This window comes from Leeuwenhoekiella polynyae (assembly GCF_004104075.1).
Classification (GTDB): domain Bacteria; phylum Bacteroidota; class Bacteroidia; order Flavobacteriales; family Flavobacteriaceae; genus Leeuwenhoekiella; species Leeuwenhoekiella polynyae.
The window spans coordinates 17998-37785 of record NZ_QOVK01000022.1 but is presented as its reverse complement, the minus strand read 5'-3'; the positions used below and the strand labels follow the sequence as shown (position 1 = coordinate 37785).

21 protein-coding genes are annotated in these 19788 nt (G+C 41.1%); 10 read left to right on the top strand and 11 right to left on the bottom strand.

All coding sequences use genetic code 11. The features are described from left to right. Positions 1-242 precede the first annotated feature (242 nt). Positions 243-1787 (top strand): SulP family inorganic anion transporter, encoded by a 1545-nt coding sequence (locus DSM02_RS17095; RefSeq protein ID WP_128766744.1) that lies wholly within the window; start codon positions 243-245, stop codon positions 1785-1787. Positions 1788-1859: 72 nt separating this feature from the next. Here DSM02_RS17095 and DSM02_RS20700 read toward each other — a convergent pair whose 3' ends face one another. From DSM02_RS20700 to DSM02_RS17045, 11 genes are all read right to left on the bottom strand, one after another. Next, entirely contained in the window at positions 1860-1988 is a 129-nt protein-coding gene (locus DSM02_RS20700) for a hypothetical protein (RefSeq protein ID WP_262707738.1), read from the bottom strand. A gap of 94 nt (positions 1989-2082) precedes the next feature. Continuing rightward, the gene (gene trpA, locus DSM02_RS17090) at positions 2083-2847 is read right to left on the bottom strand and encodes a tryptophan synthase subunit alpha (RefSeq protein ID WP_128766743.1); all 765 of its coding nucleotides are present in this window, start codon (positions 2845-2847) and stop codon (positions 2083-2085) included. Between the two features lie 185 nt (positions 2848-3032). Beyond that, the gene (gene trpB / locus DSM02_RS17085; protein WP_128766742.1) at positions 3033-4217 is read right to left on the bottom strand and encodes a tryptophan synthase subunit beta; all 1185 of its coding nucleotides are present in this window, start codon (positions 4215-4217) and stop codon (positions 3033-3035) included. A gap of 86 nt (positions 4218-4303) precedes the next feature. Next, positions 4304-5023 (bottom strand): phosphoribosylanthranilate isomerase, encoded by a 720-nt coding sequence (locus tag DSM02_RS17080; RefSeq protein WP_449405356.1) that lies wholly within the window; start codon positions 5021-5023, stop codon positions 4304-4306. An 86-nt stretch (positions 5024-5109) separates the two neighbouring features. Further along, a complete protein-coding gene (gene trpC / locus DSM02_RS17075; RefSeq protein WP_128766741.1) occupies positions 5110-5889 on the bottom strand; it encodes an indole-3-glycerol phosphate synthase TrpC in 780 nt (259 codons plus the stop codon). A 1-nt stretch (position 5890) separates the two neighbouring features. Further along, positions 5891-6886, bottom strand: a complete 996-nt coding sequence (gene trpD, locus DSM02_RS17070; protein ID WP_128761862.1) for an anthranilate phosphoribosyltransferase — start codon at positions 6884-6886, stop codon at positions 5891-5893. A 143-nt stretch (positions 6887-7029) separates the two neighbouring features. Further along, positions 7030-7602 (bottom strand): anthranilate synthase component II, encoded by a 573-nt coding sequence (locus tag DSM02_RS17065; protein WP_128761863.1) that lies wholly within the window; start codon positions 7600-7602, stop codon positions 7030-7032. A gap of 1 nt (position 7603) precedes the next feature. Further along, on the bottom strand, positions 7604-9001 hold the full coding sequence (locus tag DSM02_RS17060; RefSeq protein ID WP_128766740.1) for an anthranilate synthase component I family protein: 1398 nt from the start codon (positions 8999-9001) through the stop codon (positions 7604-7606). A gap of 207 nt (positions 9002-9208) precedes the next feature. Next, positions 9209-9865 carry a YceI family protein gene (locus DSM02_RS17055; protein WP_128766739.1) on the bottom strand — a complete coding sequence of 219 codons (657 nt, stop codon included), beginning with the start codon at positions 9863-9865 and terminating at the stop codon, positions 9209-9211. Between the two features lie 46 nt (positions 9866-9911). Continuing rightward, entirely contained in the window at positions 9912-10544 is a 633-nt protein-coding gene (locus DSM02_RS17050) for an NAD(P)H-dependent oxidoreductase (RefSeq protein ID WP_128766785.1), read from the bottom strand. Continuing rightward, positions 10537-10995 carry a MarR family winged helix-turn-helix transcriptional regulator gene (locus DSM02_RS17045; RefSeq protein ID WP_128766738.1) on the bottom strand — a complete coding sequence of 153 codons (459 nt, stop codon included), beginning with the start codon at positions 10993-10995 and terminating at the stop codon, positions 10537-10539. The genes DSM02_RS17050 and DSM02_RS17045 overlap by 8 nt, the downstream gene beginning before the upstream one ends. A gap of 206 nt (positions 10996-11201) precedes the next feature. Here DSM02_RS17045 and DSM02_RS17040 point away from each other — a divergent pair, with 206 nt between their 5' ends. The 9 genes from DSM02_RS17040 (at position 11202) to rfbD (ending at position 19787) form a co-directional block, all read left to right on the top strand. After that, the gene (locus tag DSM02_RS17040; protein WP_240674095.1) at positions 11202-11735 is read left to right on the top strand and encodes a TlpA disulfide reductase family protein; all 534 of its coding nucleotides are present in this window, start codon (positions 11202-11204) and stop codon (positions 11733-11735) included. A gap of 10 nt (positions 11736-11745) precedes the next feature. Next, on the top strand, positions 11746-12366 hold the full coding sequence (locus DSM02_RS17035; RefSeq protein WP_128766737.1) for a thioredoxin family protein: 621 nt from the start codon (positions 11746-11748) through the stop codon (positions 12364-12366). Between the two features lie 269 nt (positions 12367-12635). Then, positions 12636-12956, top strand: a complete 321-nt coding sequence (locus DSM02_RS17030; protein WP_128766736.1) for a rhodanese-like domain-containing protein — start codon at positions 12636-12638, stop codon at positions 12954-12956. A gap of 35 nt (positions 12957-12991) precedes the next feature. Beyond that, positions 12992-13195, top strand: coding sequence for a hypothetical protein (locus tag DSM02_RS17025; RefSeq protein ID WP_128766735.1), 204 nt, complete (start codon positions 12992-12994; stop codon positions 13193-13195). Positions 13196-13375: 180 nt separating this feature from the next. Beyond that, on the top strand, positions 13376-13855 hold the full coding sequence (locus DSM02_RS17020) for a UpxY family transcription antiterminator (RefSeq protein ID WP_128761871.1): 480 nt from the start codon (positions 13376-13378) through the stop codon (positions 13853-13855). A 403-nt stretch (positions 13856-14258) separates the two neighbouring features. Beyond that, complete coding sequence (locus tag DSM02_RS17015) at positions 14259-15626, top strand: capsule assembly Wzi family protein (protein WP_128766734.1); 1368 nt, start codon at positions 14259-14261, stop codon at positions 15624-15626. 290 nt (positions 15627-15916) lie between these two features. Beyond that, complete coding sequence (locus DSM02_RS17010; RefSeq protein ID WP_128766733.1) at positions 15917-17311, top strand: nucleotide sugar dehydrogenase; 1395 nt, start codon at positions 15917-15919, stop codon at positions 17309-17311. Positions 17312-17723: 412 nt separating this feature from the next. Further along, on the top strand, positions 17724-18773 hold the full coding sequence (gene rfbB, locus DSM02_RS17005; protein ID WP_128766732.1) for a dTDP-glucose 4,6-dehydratase: 1050 nt from the start codon (positions 17724-17726) through the stop codon (positions 18771-18773). A gap of 150 nt (positions 18774-18923) precedes the next feature. Continuing rightward, positions 18924-19787, top strand: a complete 864-nt coding sequence (gene rfbD / locus DSM02_RS17000) for a dTDP-4-dehydrorhamnose reductase (RefSeq protein WP_128766731.1) — start codon at positions 18924-18926, stop codon at positions 19785-19787. Position 19788 lies beyond the last annotated feature (1 nt).

Sequence of the window (19788 nt, the reverse complement as noted above, 5' to 3'; positions counted from 1 at the left end):
TGATTAAAAAAGCTATTTTTGCAGCCAAATTGAGAAGGATGTTAACAAGCTAAATTCCAATACGTTCAGTTTTTAATGGCACTGCCAAAGGGTTTACTACCCCTGAGGCTTGCCGCGAAATTGAAAATTTGTTTCTAACAAATGCCTCGTGGGCCTGCCCCGAGGTAGTTTGCTCTTGTTTTTTTAATCCACTTAACGCGTAAAGACCTAAAAACCGAAGCACTAGGCATTAAACTACCTTTATGAAAAAAGTATTCAACTTATTTGATCTCACTCAAAAGGTTAATTATAAAACAGAAGTATTAGCAGGTTTGACTGTTGCGATGACGATGATACCCGAGTCGTTATCTTTTGCTATCCTGGCTGGCTTTCCGCCATTGATGGGCTTATATGCTTCTTTTATAGCAGGATTGATCACAGCAATTTTTGGTGGAAGACCGGGAATGATCTCCGGGGGAGCAGGTGCTACTGTTATTACCCTGATAGCCTTGATGAATTCTAACGGACTGGAATACGTGTTGGCGGCTGTTGCTTTAGCGGGAGTTATCCAGATTTTTATAGGACTTTTTAAACTGGGAAAATTCATCAGGCTGGTCCCACATCCGGTGATGTTTGGGTTTGTAAACGGTCTGGCAATTGTGATTTTCATGTCTCAGATCAAGCAGTTTAAAACCATTGTAAATGGTGAAGTTTCCTGGCTGACCGGAACGCCTTTATTGATTATGGCCGGACTGGTAGCTTTGACGATTGCAATTGTGATCTTTTTACCGAAATTAACCAAAGCAGTTCCTTCTTCTTTAGTAGCAATTGTTGTGGTTTTTCTTTTGGTTTATTTCTTAGGGATTGACACCAAAACTGTAAAAGATATCGCTTCTGTAAGCGGTGGTTTTCCTCCATTTCACATTCCTGAAATTCCGATTTCTTTTGAAACTTTAAAGATTATCGCACCCTATTCTATGGTGATGGCAGCTGTAGGGCTTACCGAAGGTTTGTTAACCTTAAACTTAGTTGATGAGATCACAGAAACTAAAGGAAATGGTAACCGGGAGTGTATTGCACAAGGAAGTTCTAATATGTTGAACGGCTTTTTCTTTGGAATGGGCGGGTGCCCTATGATCGCTCAAACTTTGGTAAACCTTTCAGCAGGATCTCGCGCGAGACTTTCGGGTATTATTGCAGCACTTACCATCCTGATTATTGTTTTGTTTGGAGCTCCGGTAATCGAAAAAGTACCTATGGCGGCACTGGTAGGAGTTATGATTATGGTGGCAATAGGAACCTTTGAATGGGTGAGTTTAAAAATTATAAATAAAGTACCTAAAAAGGATGTCTTCCTTGTAATTATTGTGGCGGTGATCACTGTTATTTTGCACAACCTGGCTCTAGCTGTGTTAGTAGGGGTAATCCTTTCTGCACTCTTTTTTGCCTGGGAAAGCGCTAAACGCATTAGAGCTCGCAAGTATGTAGATGATGACGGAATTAAACATTATGAGATATTTGGTCCGTTGTTTTTTGCTTCAACGACTAACTTTATAGAAAAGTTTGATGTTTTAAATGATCCTGAAGAAGTGATCATAGATTTTAAGGAAAGCCGTGTTTCTGACATGTCTGCTATTGAAGCCTTAAATGTAATTACACAGCGCTATCATAAAATAGGTAAAAAAGTACATTTACGCTATTTGAGTAAAGATTGTATCCGTTTGTTGAAAAATGCGGAAGCCATAATCGATGTGAATATTATGGAAGACCCAACCTACAAGATTGTCGAAAACCGAATAGAATACTAGACGAAGAATCACATAAAAAAGCCGATTTAGAAACTCTAAATCGGCTTTTTATCTGAATTTTAATATATCGTCTTATTGCTTATTCTGTTGATCTTTAATGGTTTTTTCATCAATATCAACCTTATTTGTTTTCTCGTTTCTATTACCTGTAGGATTTGTTGGGTTCTTTTGTTCTACAGTTCTTTCAAATTTCTTATCCATAATATTTTCTCTTTTTTGTTATTCTAAAGATACAAAGAAGAGTTGTTAATTATTAATAAGGTCTTGCTAAGACAAGGTTAAGACTTGTTGTTAATCAAGGTCTTATTGATTTGATAAAGCTTGAAATCCCTTCAATTCCTTTTTCAGTAAGCATTTTTATAAATGCTGAACCAATAATGGCGCCTTTTGCGGTTTTAGTAGCCGCTTTAAACGTCTCTTCATCTTTTATTCCAAAACCTACGATCTGTGGGTTTTTAAGATTCAAAGCATCAATTCGTTCAAAATAATCCCTTTGCACGTTGCTGAAGCCTGAAGTTTTACCGGTAGTGCTCGCACTACTCACCATATAAATGAAGCCGTCACTAGCAGTATCTATCTGTTTAATACGCTTGTCTGAAGTCTGCGGTGTGATCAAAAAGACCATTTTAAGATCATACTTTTCAAATGTAGCTTTGTAATGTTCTTCATATTCAGCAAGCGGCAGATCTGGCATGATGAGTCCGTCAATACCGATTTCAGAACATGCTTTGCAAAATTTCTCAACACCGTACTGAAGCATGGGGTTGAAATACCCCATAACGATTAAAGGAATGTCAACCGTTTTTCTAATGTCTTTGATCTGATCAAAAAGCTTTGCGGTGGTCATTCCGTTTTTTAGCGCAGTAGTAGAGCTCTCCTGAATGGTAGGTCCATCTGCTAAAGGGTCACTAAACGGAAGCCCAATCTCAATCATATCAACTCCGGATTTAACCAACTCTTCCAATACCGGTACTGTATCTTCCAATTTGGGATATCCTGCCGTAAAATAGATAGAAAGCAACTTCTTGTCTTCCTGTAATTTTTTATTTATTCTGTTCATTTATATCTTTTTTTAGTCATTACCGTCCTTCGACTCACGCTCAGGATAATCCTTAGGCGGAAATGTTATTTTAAAGTTTGCGTTAGGGAATTAGGCTTTGTTGGAGCTCTTTTTTAAGTGGTTTTTATCATAAAATAAAAGCGACTGCCGAAAGCTCGCCTTGCGCAATAGCACAAGGAACACCCTTATGCAAGGTCAAAATATTCTATATAGGTATTCAAATCTTTATCACCTCGACCACTTAAATTAACCACAACTACATCATCTTTCCTGAACTTTCGGTCTTCAAAAATGGCAAGTGCATGAGACGATTCAATTGCCGGGATGATGCCTTCTAGCTTACATAAGTCTAAACCGGCTTGCATTGCATCCGCATCCGTTACGCTGATGAATTCACCGCGGCCACTTCTAAACAAATGTGCGTGCATGGGTCCAACTCCCGGGTAGTCCAATCCTGCTGAAATGGAATACGGCTCGGTGATCTGACCATCATCGGTTTGCATCAAAAGGGTTTTGCTTCCGTGGATGATGCCCTCTTTACCTAAAGCTGAAGTCGCAGCACTTTCTCCAGAGTGTATTCCTTTTCCGGCAGCTTCAACAGCAATAATGCCTACTTCAGGTTTGTCTAAGTAATGATAAAAGATCCCTGCAGCATTACTCCCGCCACCAACACAAGCCACAACATAATCCGGATTTTCACGTCCTTCTTTTTCCAGCAACTGCTTTTTTACCTCTTCAGAAATCACACTCTGAAAACGTGCAACCATATCTGGATACGGATGTGGACCCACTACACTACCTATGATATAATGCGTATCTGTAGGATTGTTGATCCAGTCGCGAATGGCTTCATTAGTAGCATCTTTAAGTGTTTTACTACCAGATTCTGCCGAAACTACTGTTGCTCCCAGCATTTTCATACGGGCCACATTAGGAGCCTGGCGTTTGATGTCGATAGCGCCCATATACACGATACACTCTAAGCCCATTAATGCGCAAACCGTGGCCGTTGCAACTCCATGTTGACCGGCACCGGTCTCAGCGATGATTCGATTCTTACCCAAGCGCTTTGCCATTAAAATTTGTCCAATGGTATTGTTTACTTTATGCGCACCAGTGTGACACAGGTCTTCCCGTTTTAGATAGACTTTAGTACCGTATTTTTCAGAAAAACGCTTCGCATAATAAAGTGGAGTAGGGCGACCTACATATTCTTTCAAGAGCTCTTTAAACTCCTTTTGAAAATCAGGTTCTTGCATCACTTTTATGTAATTCTGGCGCAATTCTTCTACATTTGGATACAGCATTTCGGGTATGTAAGCGCCTCCAAAATCACCGTAATATCCTTTTTCGTTTACGTTGTAGTTCATTTTTTATTCTATATTTTCATTTCCGCCCTTCGACTATCGCTTAGGATAAACTCGTAGCTGAAATCTTTTATTGCTATTTCTATTTTTTATTCTGCTCTTTTAATAGGTTCAAAAGAACCCATCAATTTATTTAGATTTTCGATATTCTTCAATCCAGGTCGGTCTTCAAATTTGCTATTTACATCAATAGCATACAGTGGTAAATCCGTTTTTTGTAATTCTTGCACAGCAGCTAATTCTTCCAAACCAATTCCGCCACTTAGGATGAACGGTTTCTGAGCCTTGTAATCATTTAAAACGCTCCAGTCAAAGGTATAGCCGTTACCACCTTTTTCTTTGCCTTTGGTGTCAAATAAAAATTTGTCAACCACAGCCTCATAGTCTTCTAAGATTGAAAAATCAAAGGTGTCTTTGATGCTGAAGACTTTCCAGATATCCATTCTAGATCCATACTCTTTATCAATTAATTTTTTGTCTAATTTGTGATTCAGTTCCTCACAATATTCAGGAGACTCGTTCCCGTGGAGCTGAATAACATCAAAATTGAATTGATCGATTTTTTCTAAAACAAAATTCAGGTCAGCATTTACAAACACACCCACTTTTTTAATTCCGAGCGTGAGCGAAGGAATTTCAGAAAGGTCGTAATTACGCGGACTCTTTTCGTAAAAAATAAACCCTAAATAATCCGGTTGAAGCTGTGCAACTTCAGCAGTATTGTATTTCATTCCGCAAATTTTAAGCTGCAGCTCGGCAGGCTTTAAAGAAGCTGAAGGTTGATTTTTAGTTGTGTCCTGATCTTTCATTTTATAATTCTTATCAGAGGGAGTATAACATACCCTGTTTCAGTAAGCTGAAATTTCCCCTCCTTGGAAAGGAAGGGAGCTTTTTATCAAAGGTTTTTTATAAACTCGGTTGCACTTGCGCCCGGGTTGTCTGTTTTCATAAAGTTTTCGCCTATCAAAAACCCTTTGTACCCATAAGGTTGCAATTCTTTAATAGCGTCGATCGAGCTGATGCCGCTTTCAGAAACTTTCACAAAATCATCGGGAATTTTAGTTGACAAGGTTTTACTGGTGTCTAAACTCACCTCAAAAGTTTTAAGGTTGCGGTTGTTGACGCCCAGCATATCTAATGAAGGCATAATTGACTTTTCTAACTCCTCCAGATTGTGGACTTCTAAAAGTACATCCAGTCCTAAAGACTTCGCAAATTCAGAAAAGTTTTTAATCTCTTCACGCGTAAGAACCGCAGCGATCAGTAAGATCACATCAGCACCATAGGCTTTGGCTTCTAAGATCTGATACTCATCAATAATAAATTCTTTGCGCAAAAGCGGAAACTTGCTTACTGCGCGGGCTAAAAGCAAATCATCTAGGGAGCCACCAAAATATTTTCCGTCTGTAAGCACGCTCATACCACAAACACCTGCATTTTCATACCCGGTTGCTACATCCTGAACATTGAGGGTATGATTGATAACCTGCTTGCTTGGAGAGCGGCGTTTGTGTTCTGCGATAATCCCAGAATTACTCGTACTTAAAGCGGTAGCCAATGATGGGGATTTCCGGTCAAAAAGAACCGATTGCTCCAGTTGACTAGCCGGAATAAGCTGTTTGCGTAAGGCAACCTCCTTAAATTTATCTGCAACTATTTTATCTAAAATGTTCATTTTACTTGCTGCTGAGTTCTATTAATTTATTCAGTTTTTCTAATCCTTTACCACTAAGCAACGACTCTTTAGCCAGATCAAAACCTGCTTTAGGTTCCAGGTTTTTTACTGTGGCAATGGCCATACCTGCATTTGCGGCAACCACATTGTTTTGCGCTTCAGTGCCTTTACCGCTTATTACCTTTTTGAAGATTTCCGCTGAAGATTCAACACTATTACCACCATAGATGTCTTCTTGTTTAATAGTTGAAACCCCAAAGTCTTCTGCACTCAGCATGCGCTCGCTGTTGTTTCGGATCGCTTTGGTATTTCCGGTCAATGAAATTTCATCATAACCATCAATACTGTGTAGAATCGTAAAGTTTTTATCGGTCTTTTGATATAAATAACCGTACAGTCTTGCTAATTCCAGATTGAAAACACCTACCAATTGATTCTCCGGAAAAGCAGGATTAACCATAGGGCCGAGCATATTGAAAAAGGTTTTTACGCCCAGTTCCCGACGGATGGGTCCCACATTTTTCATTGCCGGGTGAAATAGGGGAGCGTGTAGTACACAAATGCCCGCTTCATCCAGACAACGTTTTAAAAAGTCTTTATCATTGCTGAACTTGATGCCCAGATGCTCCATCACATTACTACTTCCGCTCACAGAAGATACGCCGTAATTGCCGTGTTTAGTGACATTTATTCCTGCACCCGCAGCAACAAAAGAAGATAAGGTAGAAATGTTGAATGTATCTTTACCATCCCCACCGGTACCACATAAGTCGATCGCATTATAGCCTTTAAAAGGCACAGCGATACACAGATCCTGCAACGCATCCCTAAAACCTGCCAACTCCTCGACAGTAATGCTACGCATCATATAGACCGTTATGAATGCAGCGATCTGGCTGGTGTTGTACTTTCCTTCTGATATGTTGACCAGCACGTCACGTGCCTCTGATTTGTTGAGTTGCTCGTGATTGATCAGTCTGTTTAATAGTATTTTCATGTCCCTCTCTGCCCTCCGGGCATCTCTCCACAAGGGAGAGTGCTTTTTTAATGTTTGTAGTTCTGTTTTAAGAGATTTCTGCCTTCGCGGAAATGTAATTTTTTTTAATTGAGATTTCCGCCTTTACGGAAATGGAAAAACGATTAGCTCGTTACCCAATTTTTGATCATTTTCTTCCCTTCCGGAGTTAAAACCGACTCGGGATGAAACTGTACGCCGCGCACATCGTATTCTCTATGGCGTAATGACATGATTTGACCGTTAACATCTACAGCAGTAATCTCGAGATCTTTTGGGAAATTTTCAGGGGCAACCACCCAAGAGTGATACCGGCCTATTTCAAACTCCTCAGGAATATCTTTAAATAAAGGTTCGTCTGTAACCAATTGCTTAGCCGAGGTGGCCACCCCATGAAAAACCTGATCGAGATTAATAAGTGTTCCACCAAAAACTTCGCCGATAGCTTGTTGCCCCAGGCAGACCCCAAACATACTTTTGGTAGCCGCGTAGGTTTTGATGATGTCTTTTAAAAGTCCGGCTTCATCCGGTATTCCCGGTCCCGGAGATAATAAGATTTTATCATATGCAGCGACTTCTTCCAGTTGGAGTTGGTCGTTACGTTTTACAGTTACCTGGCAGTCCAGATCTTCTAAATAGTGAACCAGATTGTACACAAAACTGTCGTAATTGTCGATTACTAAAACTTGTATTTTCATTTTATATTTCTTCAGCCAGTTTAAGTGCTTTAGTAAGCGCTCCTAATTTGTTATATACTTCTTCGAGTTCTTTTGAAGGGACACTGTCGCTTACAATACCAGCACCTGCCTGATAATGCAATTGATGGTTTTTACTTAAAAAAGAACGAATGATTATGGCGTGATTGAAGTTTCCGTTAAAGTCCATAAAGCCTATGGCGCCACCGTAGAAATCTCTATTTATCGGTTCGTATTTCTCTAGCAATTTCATCGCATTATGCTTGGGAGCTCCGCTTAGTGTTCCTGCCGGGAAGGTGTCTGCAACCACCCGCATCGTAGAGGTTTCCGGGTGTTTGGTCCCGGTTACTTTACTAACCAGGTGAATCACATGGGAGAAGTATTGTACCTCGCGGTAGGTTTCTACTTTTACATTGCTTCCATTACGGCTGAGGTCGTTGCGTGCCAGATCAACCAGCATCACATGCTCGCTGTTCTCTTTTGCATCTTCTGATAATTTTTTAGCTAAAGCAGCATCTTTCTCATCATTACCGGTACGTTTAAAGGTGCCCGCGATGGGGTGAATTTCGGCTTTGCCATCCTGAACAATTAGTTGCGCTTCAGGCGAACTGCCAAAGATTTTGAAATTTCCGTAGTCAAAATAGAACAGATACGGAGAGGGGTTTACACTACGCAGGCTTCGGTATACGTTAAATTCATCACCGCTGAAACCCTGTGAAAAGCGTTTAGAAGGTACAATTTGAAAAACATCCCCTCGCTGACAGTGCTTTTTGCAGGTGTCGACCAAAGCAATAAACTCCTCATCTGTAATCACCGATTTTTGCTCCCCTTCTAACTTGAAGTTGTATTCAGCAAAACTCTTTACCCTTAATAATTGTGCAATCTGATCCAGATTATTTTCGCTCTCGTAGGTATGTGAAAAAATATGCGCTTCGTTGTTGAAGTGATTGATCGCAATGATGTTTTGATACACTGCGTAATACATATCGGGAATATCAAGAGCGCCTTCTTTTTTAGTGATCTCAATATCTTCAAAATACCGAACACCATCATAACTCATATAGCCAAAAAGACCATTTTGTATGAACTTTTTCTCGTTGGTGTCCGTTTCAAAATTTTTAGCAAAACCTTCAATAATGCCCACAACATCAGTGTCTGATTCTATTGGAGTAACCTGCAAAGTTCCATCAGGAAACGCTTCTTTTATTTCCTCATTTTTAATGGAAATAGAGGCGATAGGATTACAGCAAATATAACTGAAGGTGTTGTCATTAGCTCGATAATCACTACTCTCCAGGAGTAAACTATTGGGAAATTTATCTCTCAGGCGCAAATAGACCGAAACGGGAGTTATCGTATCGGCCAGGATCTTTTTGCTGTGTGTTTTTAAAATGTACTTCATCTTGGGTTGATATGCTGGTAAAACAAAAAAGGCCTGTCGTGAGACAGGCCTTTTTTTTATTTGAAATTTAAATACAAGGTTGCTTCACGACGTTACTGTTGCGAGATCCACCACCAAGTATTTACTGTTTTGTTTTTCATAATGAGCACCAAAGATAAAAATTGATGCTGAAGCGGCAAACAAAAATTTCAATTAGTTCAAAAAATATTAAATAGATAAGTTGATATCTAAGGTGAAATCATCGTAAATGGTTTTATCACCTAAATTATCAAAGAAACTTCCTGAACCGTAACGTACATTGTATTTACTTCGGTCTATAGTTAAAGTGGTCGTGAAGGTATCACCCGCTTTTTCTAGTTCAAAAGTAACAGGCTCTGTAGTTTCTTTAATTGTTAGATCACCGCTTACTGCATAAGAATTGCCTTCTTTTACTGCTTTTGTAATCACTAATTTTGCTGTAGGAAAGTTTTCTACTCCAAAGAAGTCATCGCTTTTTAGGTGACCTTCTAACTGGCCTTTGCTGTCTCCTTCCAGGTCAGTACAAACAATGCTGTTCATGTCTATAACAAATTCACCGCCTGTAATGTTCTCGCCATCCATTTCAAAATAACCTTCTTTAAGGTCGATGGTTCCCATGTGTTTTCCGGTAACTTTTTTACCTAACCAAGTGATCGAACTGCTTTTTACGCTTACTTTTTCCATAATAGTTTTTGTTGTAAATGATGCAGCGGCAACGCCTACTGCTAAAATTAATATTGATTTAACGCGATTATCGCGGTTTAAGAAGTTGAAGGCTTTTTTCGAAGCCGAGTTTAGTTTTTCTAAACCTTGATCAAAGTTGTTGAAAGGATTCTGAATTTTCATAGTTGTAGGGATTAAAATTGTATGTACATGTGTTGAATTAAATTTTTTAAATAGTGATGAAGAGCTCTTCCTGAGGTCTTCTTACTTTTTGGGCATGTTGCATTTTATCATCGGCGCTACGGTATCCAACAGCGGCAACAACTACGGCGTGCAAGTTTTGATCTTTAAGGCCTAAAATGCGGTCAAAAGCGTCCGCGTCAAAACCTTCCATAGGGCAGGTATCTATTTTGTGAGCTGCGGCGGCACTTAATAAATTACCCAATGCGATATACGCTTGTCTTGATGTCCAGCCGGCTTTTGCCTCTTGTGGTAGGTTGAGCAGTGCGTTTTTCATCAAGTCAGCATATTGTTCTAAGGAACCTGCTTCTACTTGTTGGATGCGTGCTGCATGGTTGATGTAAGAGTCTACCAACTCTTTACCAAAATCTGTCTGATGTGCAAATACAAAAATCGCAGAAGCATCTGTAAATTGAGATTGATTGTACCCGGCTTCTTTTAATTGTTCTTTTACAGTCTCCTCTTCTACAACAACAATTTTATAGGGTTGTAGGCCATAAGAAGAAGCAGACAGTTGTACTGCGTCTTTCAGCATTTGTAGGTCTTCAGCAGATACTTTCTTTGAAGCATCAAATTTTTTTGTGGCATATCGCCAGTTTAAATTTTCAATATAGTTACTCATCATTTCTTAATTTATCTAATAGATCATTTAAAGTTAAAAGCTCATTTTCGGTTAAGTTAGATGCATTTTCAGCATTTGTTTTTTTGGTAAGCGGATCAAGCTCTTTCAAAAGATCCAGGCCCGGTTTTGTGATTTCAATTTCTACCTTTCTTCGATTTGCAGGACAAATACGTCTTTCAACCATTCCTTTGGCAATGAGCTTATCAACCAATCGAGTCGTATTGCTGCTTCGGTCTACCATACGTTCCTGAATACACGCTAAACTGGCAGGCTTACCTTTTTGCCCCCTGAGAATGCGTAATACATTGAACTGCGGGGTGCTTAAGCCGTGCTCTTTAAGTAAGGCTGCAAATTTCTCTTCGAGTAACCTTGACGTGTATTGAATATTAATCAAGGTTTTAGAAGATAAATCTAAACCGCTATTGATTTTTAAAGCTTCTTCAATTTTCATTGCATATGTTGTTACAACATTTGTATGTACAAATATATAATTATTTTAGATATGCCTGCTCTATTTCTTTTCGTTTTAACTGATTTTTAGAATATTTTATCTAATAACGGGTTACTATATCCTTGTAGTTGTTATACAATTCTTAAATTTCGGACGAACACTATCTAATTGGCTAGTTTTACACGGGATTTCAAAAATCACCCAATTTGAATAAAGGATTACTCGTTTTTATGGTTGGAATACTGAGCCTGGGTTGCAAATCGTCAACAGGATCTGTAGTTGAACCTTTAAAAATAGTCGATCAGGAAGGCTATAAATTAGCTGTTTATGATTTTGATCATTTTCAGCAGCTTCTTGAGGTTGAAGAAGCAGGCACCGTACGCGTTGTGAATTTTTGGGCAACCTGGTGTGAGCCGTGTATAAAAGAGTTGCCTGCTTTTGAAACGCTTTATGCAGACTATAAAACCAAAAAGGTCGAAGTGATTTTGGTGAGTCTTGATTTCCCAGATCAAGTTGAAAGTAAATTAATTCCCTTTATAAAAAACCAAGATTTCAAGATGCCTGTGGTTTTTTTAGACGATCCGTATACCAATGAATGGATCCCGAAGGTTTCTCCTAGTTGGAGCGGTGCACTACCTGCAACTGTGATTATCAGTGAGGATTCTTATAAGTTTTACGAGCGCTCTTTAGATTATGCTACCTTAGAGGCTGCCGTTTTAGCTGTAAAAGACAATTTTTAAACTTCTTCAGATGAAAACACTTAAACTATTAATCGGACTGACCTCATTACTGGTGGTATCAGCATTTGCTTTTGCCGGCTTTGGTGATTTTGCCAATGGCTATGATTTAGGTGACACCGTTTCAGATTTTAAACTACAAGACGTTTCGGGCAAACAGGTTTCTTTATCCGATTTTCCGGATGCGAAAGGAATTATCGTTGTGTTTACCTGTAACACGTGTCCGTTTGCTTTGGCTAACGAAGCCCGTATTTTGGCTTTAGATCAAAAGTATAAATCAAAAGGTTTTCCTGTACTTGCAATCAATCCGAATAGCCCGGAATTGAAAGCAGGCGAAGATTTTGAAGCGATGCAAGCACGAGCAGCTGCCCAAGGATATACGTTTCCGTATCTATATGACGAGAGTCATACGGTGTATTCCCAATTCGGAGCGACGAAGACCCCGCATATTTATCTATTAAATAGAGAGGAAAATGAGTTGGTGGTGAGGTATATCGGGGCGATTGACGATAGCGTACGAGATGCTGAAACCGTTACCAAACGCTTTGTAGAACAAGCAGTAGAGTCGTTACTGAATGATGAGGCGGTAGAGCCTGCAATCACTAAGGCTATAGGGTGTTCTATAAAAGCTTAACGTAGTCACTTGCCTGGGGACAACTGCGCTAGCTGTTAAGAAAAGCAGCTTTTGATTTTTATCGGTACTGCCAAAGGGTTTCATACACCGTCCAGCTAGTTATCGGGATGCCTCGAAATTGAAGAATTGTTCTAACGTATGTCTCGTGAGCATGCTCTGAAGTGGTTTAGGCAAACCTTAGCGTGTTTAAATCCTGATTGTCGCGTAACTCTTGGGCAAAAGGTCGCTACGATGTATCTTTGAAATTCCAAATACTAAAATCAAAGAAGATGAAAAATATAACACAAGAAGAGTGGGAAGAATTAGTAGCTTCTGATGACCAAGCCTATATATTAGATGTGCGTACGCAAAATGAAGTGGATGAGGGTATAATACCCAATTCCCATCATATTGATATTTATGAAGGTCAGGGATTTATTGATAAGGTGAATGAATTGGATAAATCTAAAAACTACTACATCTATTGTCGTTCGGGAAACCGAAGCGGTCAGGCTGCGCAATTGATGGATCAGCTGGGTTTTGAGACTACCTACAATTTAGTAGGAGGATTTATGGAATGGGATGGAGACGTTGCTGAGGCTGAAGAGTAACTTTCAAACTCTATAAGACCTAAAAAGGAGCCCTTTTGGCTCCTTTTTTTTTTGGGTATTCTCGTTCAGGGTTTGAATGTGAAATTGAGAAAATCAAAAAGGCGTCCAGCAGTATTGAAGCCGGACCCATTATTGCTCGCATGCTGTCACTCTATTGCGATGCTTTTCTTCAAAAGCATTTTAAATACACCGATCAATCTGAAAAGCAGCAAACCGTGCCTCAGGTTAATAAAATATAGATACAGTATTGGGTGTTAATGTTCAATCGTTTTCGAGGGGAGCAGGCGGTCTGATTCTTGATTTTTTCGTAAAATTAAATGCAAAATTATCCTTGTTTAGTTTCCCGTTTTACTTATTTTCGCTTCGTTAGCAGTTAGAAATCCCCTAAATTTTTCAAACTCTATAAAGCAGTTTACTTAATGAATTGGTACGTACTATACGTTAAACCGCAATCAGAAAAAAAAGTCGCTTCGGCATTGAAGCGAATAGGGGTAACAGTGTTCTGTCCAACAATCACAGAAGTGAGAGTATGGAGTGATCGCAAGAAGAAACTAGAGGTTCCTCTGTTTAAATCCTATGTCTTTGTACAGCTTTCTGAAAACCAGCGCAATCGCGTGTTTGAGGTTCATGGCGTGGTGCGTTATTTGTTTTGGTTGGGTAAGCCGGCTGTAGTTCGGGATGCAGAGATCGAAACCATTAAAAGTTGGTTGGCTGATGAAAAGCTTGAAGATTTTGAGGTGAAGCAGTACCGTCCCGGAGATGCTGTAAAGCTATCGAGCGGACCTTTAAAAGATAAAAAAGCGGTGATTCATGAAATAGGACCTAAAACCATGCGTTTGGTTCTTAAAGATCTTGGGGTAGTGGTTGTCGCTTCTATTCGGGATGTGAGTAAAGTATAACATAAACTTCTTAAAGAAGTAAATTCAAAGACAAGGCAACTCGTGCTTTGTCTTAATTTTTTTAATTGCTGTGAGACTCAAAATGGGACTCATACGGCGAAGCCATGGGAGTAGGTTGGAGATAAGGCTTGTAACTGATAGGTAGTTGCTCTGGATTTTCCTGACCACTTTTTATAAGTTTTAAGTGATTTCATTTAACCTTTGGTTCTCTAAGGCACTATCCTCTCGATAGCTATCGGGATCACCCGAACTGACGAGACGTGTCCTTTGTGTACATCTAATGATGTGTTAACGGAGCTAAATGAGTATCGAGATGTCCACCAGGAGTCCAATGGGCTGTCTCTTTGATTGTGTCACACTGAGCGCAGTCGAGAACTATAAAAAAAATTAGATATTCAAATACGTGTATAAAAATAACCTATATAAACTAGTCGCAAGCCTGATGCTCGTGTGGAGTGCTGCGGGTGCACAGGATCAGGATCAGGAAGCAAACGGGTTTGTGCTTGCTGTAGAAGGAAAAGGATTTGCAGCGACCGGATCTGAAAATCCCTTTTGGATGTACTCCAATCAATACGGGCGTTTGGATGCGGAGACTAACGTACTCGGTTTGGTGCAGGCGTCGTATGCAGCCCAATTTAATGAACAGAACCGACTGGAAGTAGGTGGTGGGCTTTTGGCAAACGACGGGCTGTATGACGGGGTGAAGCTCGATGAGTTGTATGCGACCTATACCTGGGGAATCGTAGAAGCCAGTGCGGGTATGAAGCATCGTAAAGAAAAACTACGCGGGATCTCGAGTGTGGGTGGCGATATCATCTGGAGTAACAATGCGCGGGCGTTACCGGGAGTGTATATACAGATGCTGAAGCCGCTAAAGATCTTCAAGTGGTTTGAAGCCAAAGCCACGTTTGGTCATTACTTTTTAGAGGAAGACCGCTATGTGACTAATGCGCAGGTGCATCATAAAAGCCTAGAGCTGGCGCTGGTGTTTAGTGAGAACGACCGCCTGAGCGGGAGTATGAAACACTATGTGCAGTTTGGAGGGACTTCACCAGTTTTTGGAAAACAACCTTCATCATTTTCAGACTATATCAAAGTGTTTTTTGGGAGTTCGGGTGGCAGTGGCGCGATTGAAGGGGATCAGATCAATAGTTTGGGAAATGGGCTTGGGTCTTATGAGTTGGCTTATGACATGACCCGAGAAAATTATAACCTGCGCTTGTATCATCAGAATTTATTTGAAGATGCTTCCGGGATCGAATTGAATAATTTCCCCGATGGGGTTTGGGGCGTGTATCTGGAACCGAAAAAGGTATCATGGTTGGATGCGGTAGATCTGGAGTATGTACAGACCGTTTCGCAAAGCGGGCGTCCAACACCGGGTATTTTTGGGAAAGAAGGGGATAAGTACTTCTTTAATGGAGTGTATGGCACGGGGTGGAGATACAAGGATCGAATTATAGGACTGCCATTTATTATTGCTCGAGCAGAAGGTGTGGGGAATCTGAATGACCGGAGTTATGTCATGCACCTGGGGGCAACCGGAAGCTTCGGGAACTTGCGATACCAAGGAAAACTGAGTTACGCGACCAACCTGGGGACCTATGATGTAGCCTACACGCCCCGCGAGCATGCGGTGTACAGCTATGGGGAACTGGGGTATACCACTTCCTTTGGGATGTTTACCGGCTATGCTGGATTGGACTGGAGCGATCGTACTCAGAATACGTTAGGTGTAGGATTAGGGTATCGGTATCAGTTTAAAAAGTAAGGGATTCCCTTCTAAATTTACCCTGAGCACTAGTCGAAGGGAGGGAATTGAAAAAGAATTTAATTTTGAGAGATTGCCTTCTAGATTTACCCTGAGCGCTAGTCGAAGGGAGGGAATGAGAAAATAATATAATTGAGGTTTCCACCTTCGTGGAAACGGACAAAAAAATGTTTTTCTGTCTTCACGGAAACAGAAAAATAAAGTTTTCCTGTCTTCAAGGGACTTGAAAAAAGAATTTAATTTTGAGAGATTTCCTTCTGTAAGGGAATGATAAATAGAACTGAGTTATCATGAAAGTTAAAAACATCTGTTGTATTGGGGCTGGGTATGTGGGTGGGCCTACGATGGCCATCATCGCCCAAAAATCCCCTGAAATTACCGTAACGGTAGTAGATATCAATGCCAAACGTATCGCGGCTTGGAATGATCCGGATGTGGAACAAATCCCGATCTACGAACCGGGCTTGTCTGAAGTGGTCGCCGAAGCACGGGGTCGTAATTTGTTTTTTTCTACGGATGTGGATGCAGCTATTGATGCGGCGGATATGATCTTTATTTCGGTAAATACCCCCACCAAAACCTATGGGATGGGTAAGGGGATGGCTGCGGATCTGAAATACATCGAACTCTGTGCACGCCAGATCGCCCGGGTGGCTACCACCGATAAGATCGTGGTGGAGAAATCGACCCTCCCGGTGCGTACAGCCGAAGCCTTAAAAAATATATTGGATAATACCGGAAATGGCGTGAATTTTCAGATCCTTTCGAATCCGGAGTTTTTAGCAGAAGGCACTGCGGTAAGTGATTTGCACAAACCCGACCGGGTTTTGATCGGGGGGGATCTGGATACCGAAGCAGGACGGGAAGCGATACAAGCTTTGGTAGGCGTCTACGCCCATTGGGTGACGGAGGATAATATCTTAACCACCAATGTGTGGTCTTCGGAATTGTCTAAATTGACTGCCAACGCGTTCTTAGCCCAACGGGTTTCGAGCATCAATGCCTTGTCTGAACTGTGTGAGGTAACGGGAGCTGATATTCAGGAAGTTTCTAAGGCAATTGGTATGGACAGCCGTATTGGACCGAAATTCTTACAGGCTTCTGTTGGTTTTGGCGGTTCTTGCTTTCAGAAAGATATTTTAAATCTGGTGTATATCGCCAAATCTTTTGGGCTGCATGAAGTAGCAGACTACTGGGAGCAGGTTATTATTATGAACGACCATCAGAAACGCCGTTTTGCTGCTAAACTGGTTAAGACCTTATACAACACGGTTTCCGGTAAGCGAATCGCGATGTTGGGCTGGGCGTTCAAAAAAGACACCAACGATACTCGGGAATCGGCTTCGATCTATGTAGCCGACTATCTGCTGAATGAGCAGGCTACGGTGGTGGTGTATGATCCTAAAGTGACCCAAGAGCAGATCTTAGCAGATCTGGATTATTTAGGGACGCGTTCTGAAACCGAAAACCGGGCACTTATCAAAGTGGTTAATTCTGCTGAAGCAGCTTGTGAGCAAGCGCATGCGGTGGCCCTGATGACCGAATGGGATGCATTTAAAACCTTAGATTGGAATTCAATATATGCGCAAATGCTGAAGCCAGCCTTTTTATTTGACGGGCGCAGGCTGCTCGATCGTAAATTGCTGGAGGAGATCGGGTTTGATTTTTATGCGATAGGGAGTTAACGGGTTTCCTCGTCTCCAGCTCTTCTTCCTTAGGGAGAAGGGTATTGACTGCACACTTCGACAAGCTCAGTGTGACGGGCGCTAATTGATAAAGGATTGTCACTTCGAGTGCATGAAGCGGAATGGTGACGGAGCTTGATTTGTATCGAGAAGACTTTGTATTAATTAAGTTTACTAGTGTTGCGTTACTTTTAGTTTAGTAGCTTCTCGATACATTTATTTCAACTCTTGTGGTCTAATCCCGGTAGCTGTCGGGATAACTTGAACTGCCTCTGGGTTTTGTGATGATATTTTTTAGAGAAATCTGTGGTGCTTGAAAACGCACTCCTTACTTTAAAAATGCTTTTCGTCAGGAACAGGCTCTTTTTATTTAAACACGTATTTTACGTTATTATAACTTAACTGATTACTTATGAAGATACTTATCACCGGTGGCGCCGGATTTATCGGTTCGCATGTGGTTCGGCGTTTTGTGCTTAACTACCCTAATTATCAAATTTATAATCTGGATGCCTTGACCTATGCCGGAAATCTGGAGAATATTGCTGATATCGAGGAGCAGCCTAACTATACCTTTGTTAAAGGCGATATTACCGATGCGGCTTTTATAGATAACCTATTTCAAACCGAGCAATTTGACGGAGTCGTGCATCTGGCTGCTGAATCTCACGTAGATCGCTCTATAAAAGACCCGTTGGCTTTCGTAAAGACCAATGTTTTGGGGACGATGAATTTACTGAATGCTGCTAAATCTATTTGGGAGGGGGCTTATGCAGGTAAACGTTTTTATCATGTGAGTACCGATGAGGTGTATGGAGCCTTAGGTGCTGAGGGCTTATTTACGGAGACCACCTCTTACGATCCGAACTCTCCCTATTCTGCTTCTAAGGCCAGCTCTGATCATTTTGTACGCGCTTATGGCGAAACCTATGGCTTGCCTTATGTGATCACCAATTGTTCTAACAATTACGGGCCCAATCATTTTCCAGAAAAGCTGATTCCGTTGTTCTTGAACAATATCATTCAAAACAAGCCGCTTCCGGTTTATGGAGATGGCAACTATACCCGCGATTGGTTGTATGTAATAGACCATGCCCGGGCAATAGATCTGGTGTTTCACGAGGGTAAGCATGCTGAAACCTATAATATTGGAGGTTTTAACGAGTGGAAAAATATAGATCTCGTGAAGCTCTTGTGCGCGCAGATGGATCAAAAACTGGGGAGACCTGAAGGAGCTTCAGCTGAATTGATCACTTTTGTAAAGGATCGCCCCGGTCATGATTTGCGCTATGCGATCGATGCTACTAAGATCAAAAACGAATTGGGATGGGAGCCTTCCGTGACTTTTGAAGAAGGGCTTCAAAAAACCATCAATTGGTATTTTGACAACCCGGAGTGGTTGGCTAATGTGACCAGTGGCGCCTATCAAGAATATTATACGAAGCAATACGAGGAAGATTAGTAGAGACTCTTAGCAGTTAGCTATATTCACCTCTGATAATTATCGGGTCATTTGGATTGACCATTTGCTGTCACTTCTAGCGCAGTCGAGAAGCATAAACTATTATCTATTTAATGAGTAGAGCGTACTCTAGAAATACGAAAAAGAACAATGAGTAAACGAATTTTAGTTACCGGAGCTCACGGGCAATTGGGGCAGGAGTTGCAGGGGTTGGCTGTAGCCCATCCCGATGATCGCTTTGATTTTGTAACCCGGGCCGTATTTGATCTGGAAGACGAACTGCAGATGCGCGACTATTTAGAGCAGACGCAACCGGATTACCTGATCAATTGTGCCGCTTATACGGCTGTAGATCGGGCAGAGTCTGAACCTGAAAAGGCAGATATCATCAACCATAAAGCAGTAGGCTTTTTGGCAGGCTGGTGCGCTAAGAACTCTTGTAGGTTTTTACACATTTCTACCGATTATGTCTTTGACGGGGCTTCAGCAAAGCCCTATCAGGAAACCGATGTTACGCATCCGCAAAGTATATACGGGCTTACGAAGCTGAAAGGAGAGCAGGCCGCTCAAGCCATGAATCCTGATGTGATTATTATCCGTACCGCGTGGGTCTATTCAGAATTTGGCAATAATTTTGTCAAAACCATGCTACGGTTGATGCAAGAACGCGATACCTTAAACATCGTTAAGGATCAGGTAGGAAGCCCCACATATGCGGCCGATCTTGCGCAAGCGATTTTAAAGATCGTTTATAACGTAAATTGGATACCCGGTATCTATCATTACTCGAACACCGGACGTATCAGCTGGTTTGATTTTGCACAAACCATCAAAAATGTGGCACAATTGGATTGTGAATTGCACAGTATCCCAACAACATCCTATCCCACCCCAGCTAGTCGTCCGGCATATTCTTTATTGGATACCAAAAAAATACAAAAGATCTATACGGTTAGCATCCCTGATTATGAGAGCAGTTTAATCCGTTGCCTAAATCAGCTTAACGCACAATAAA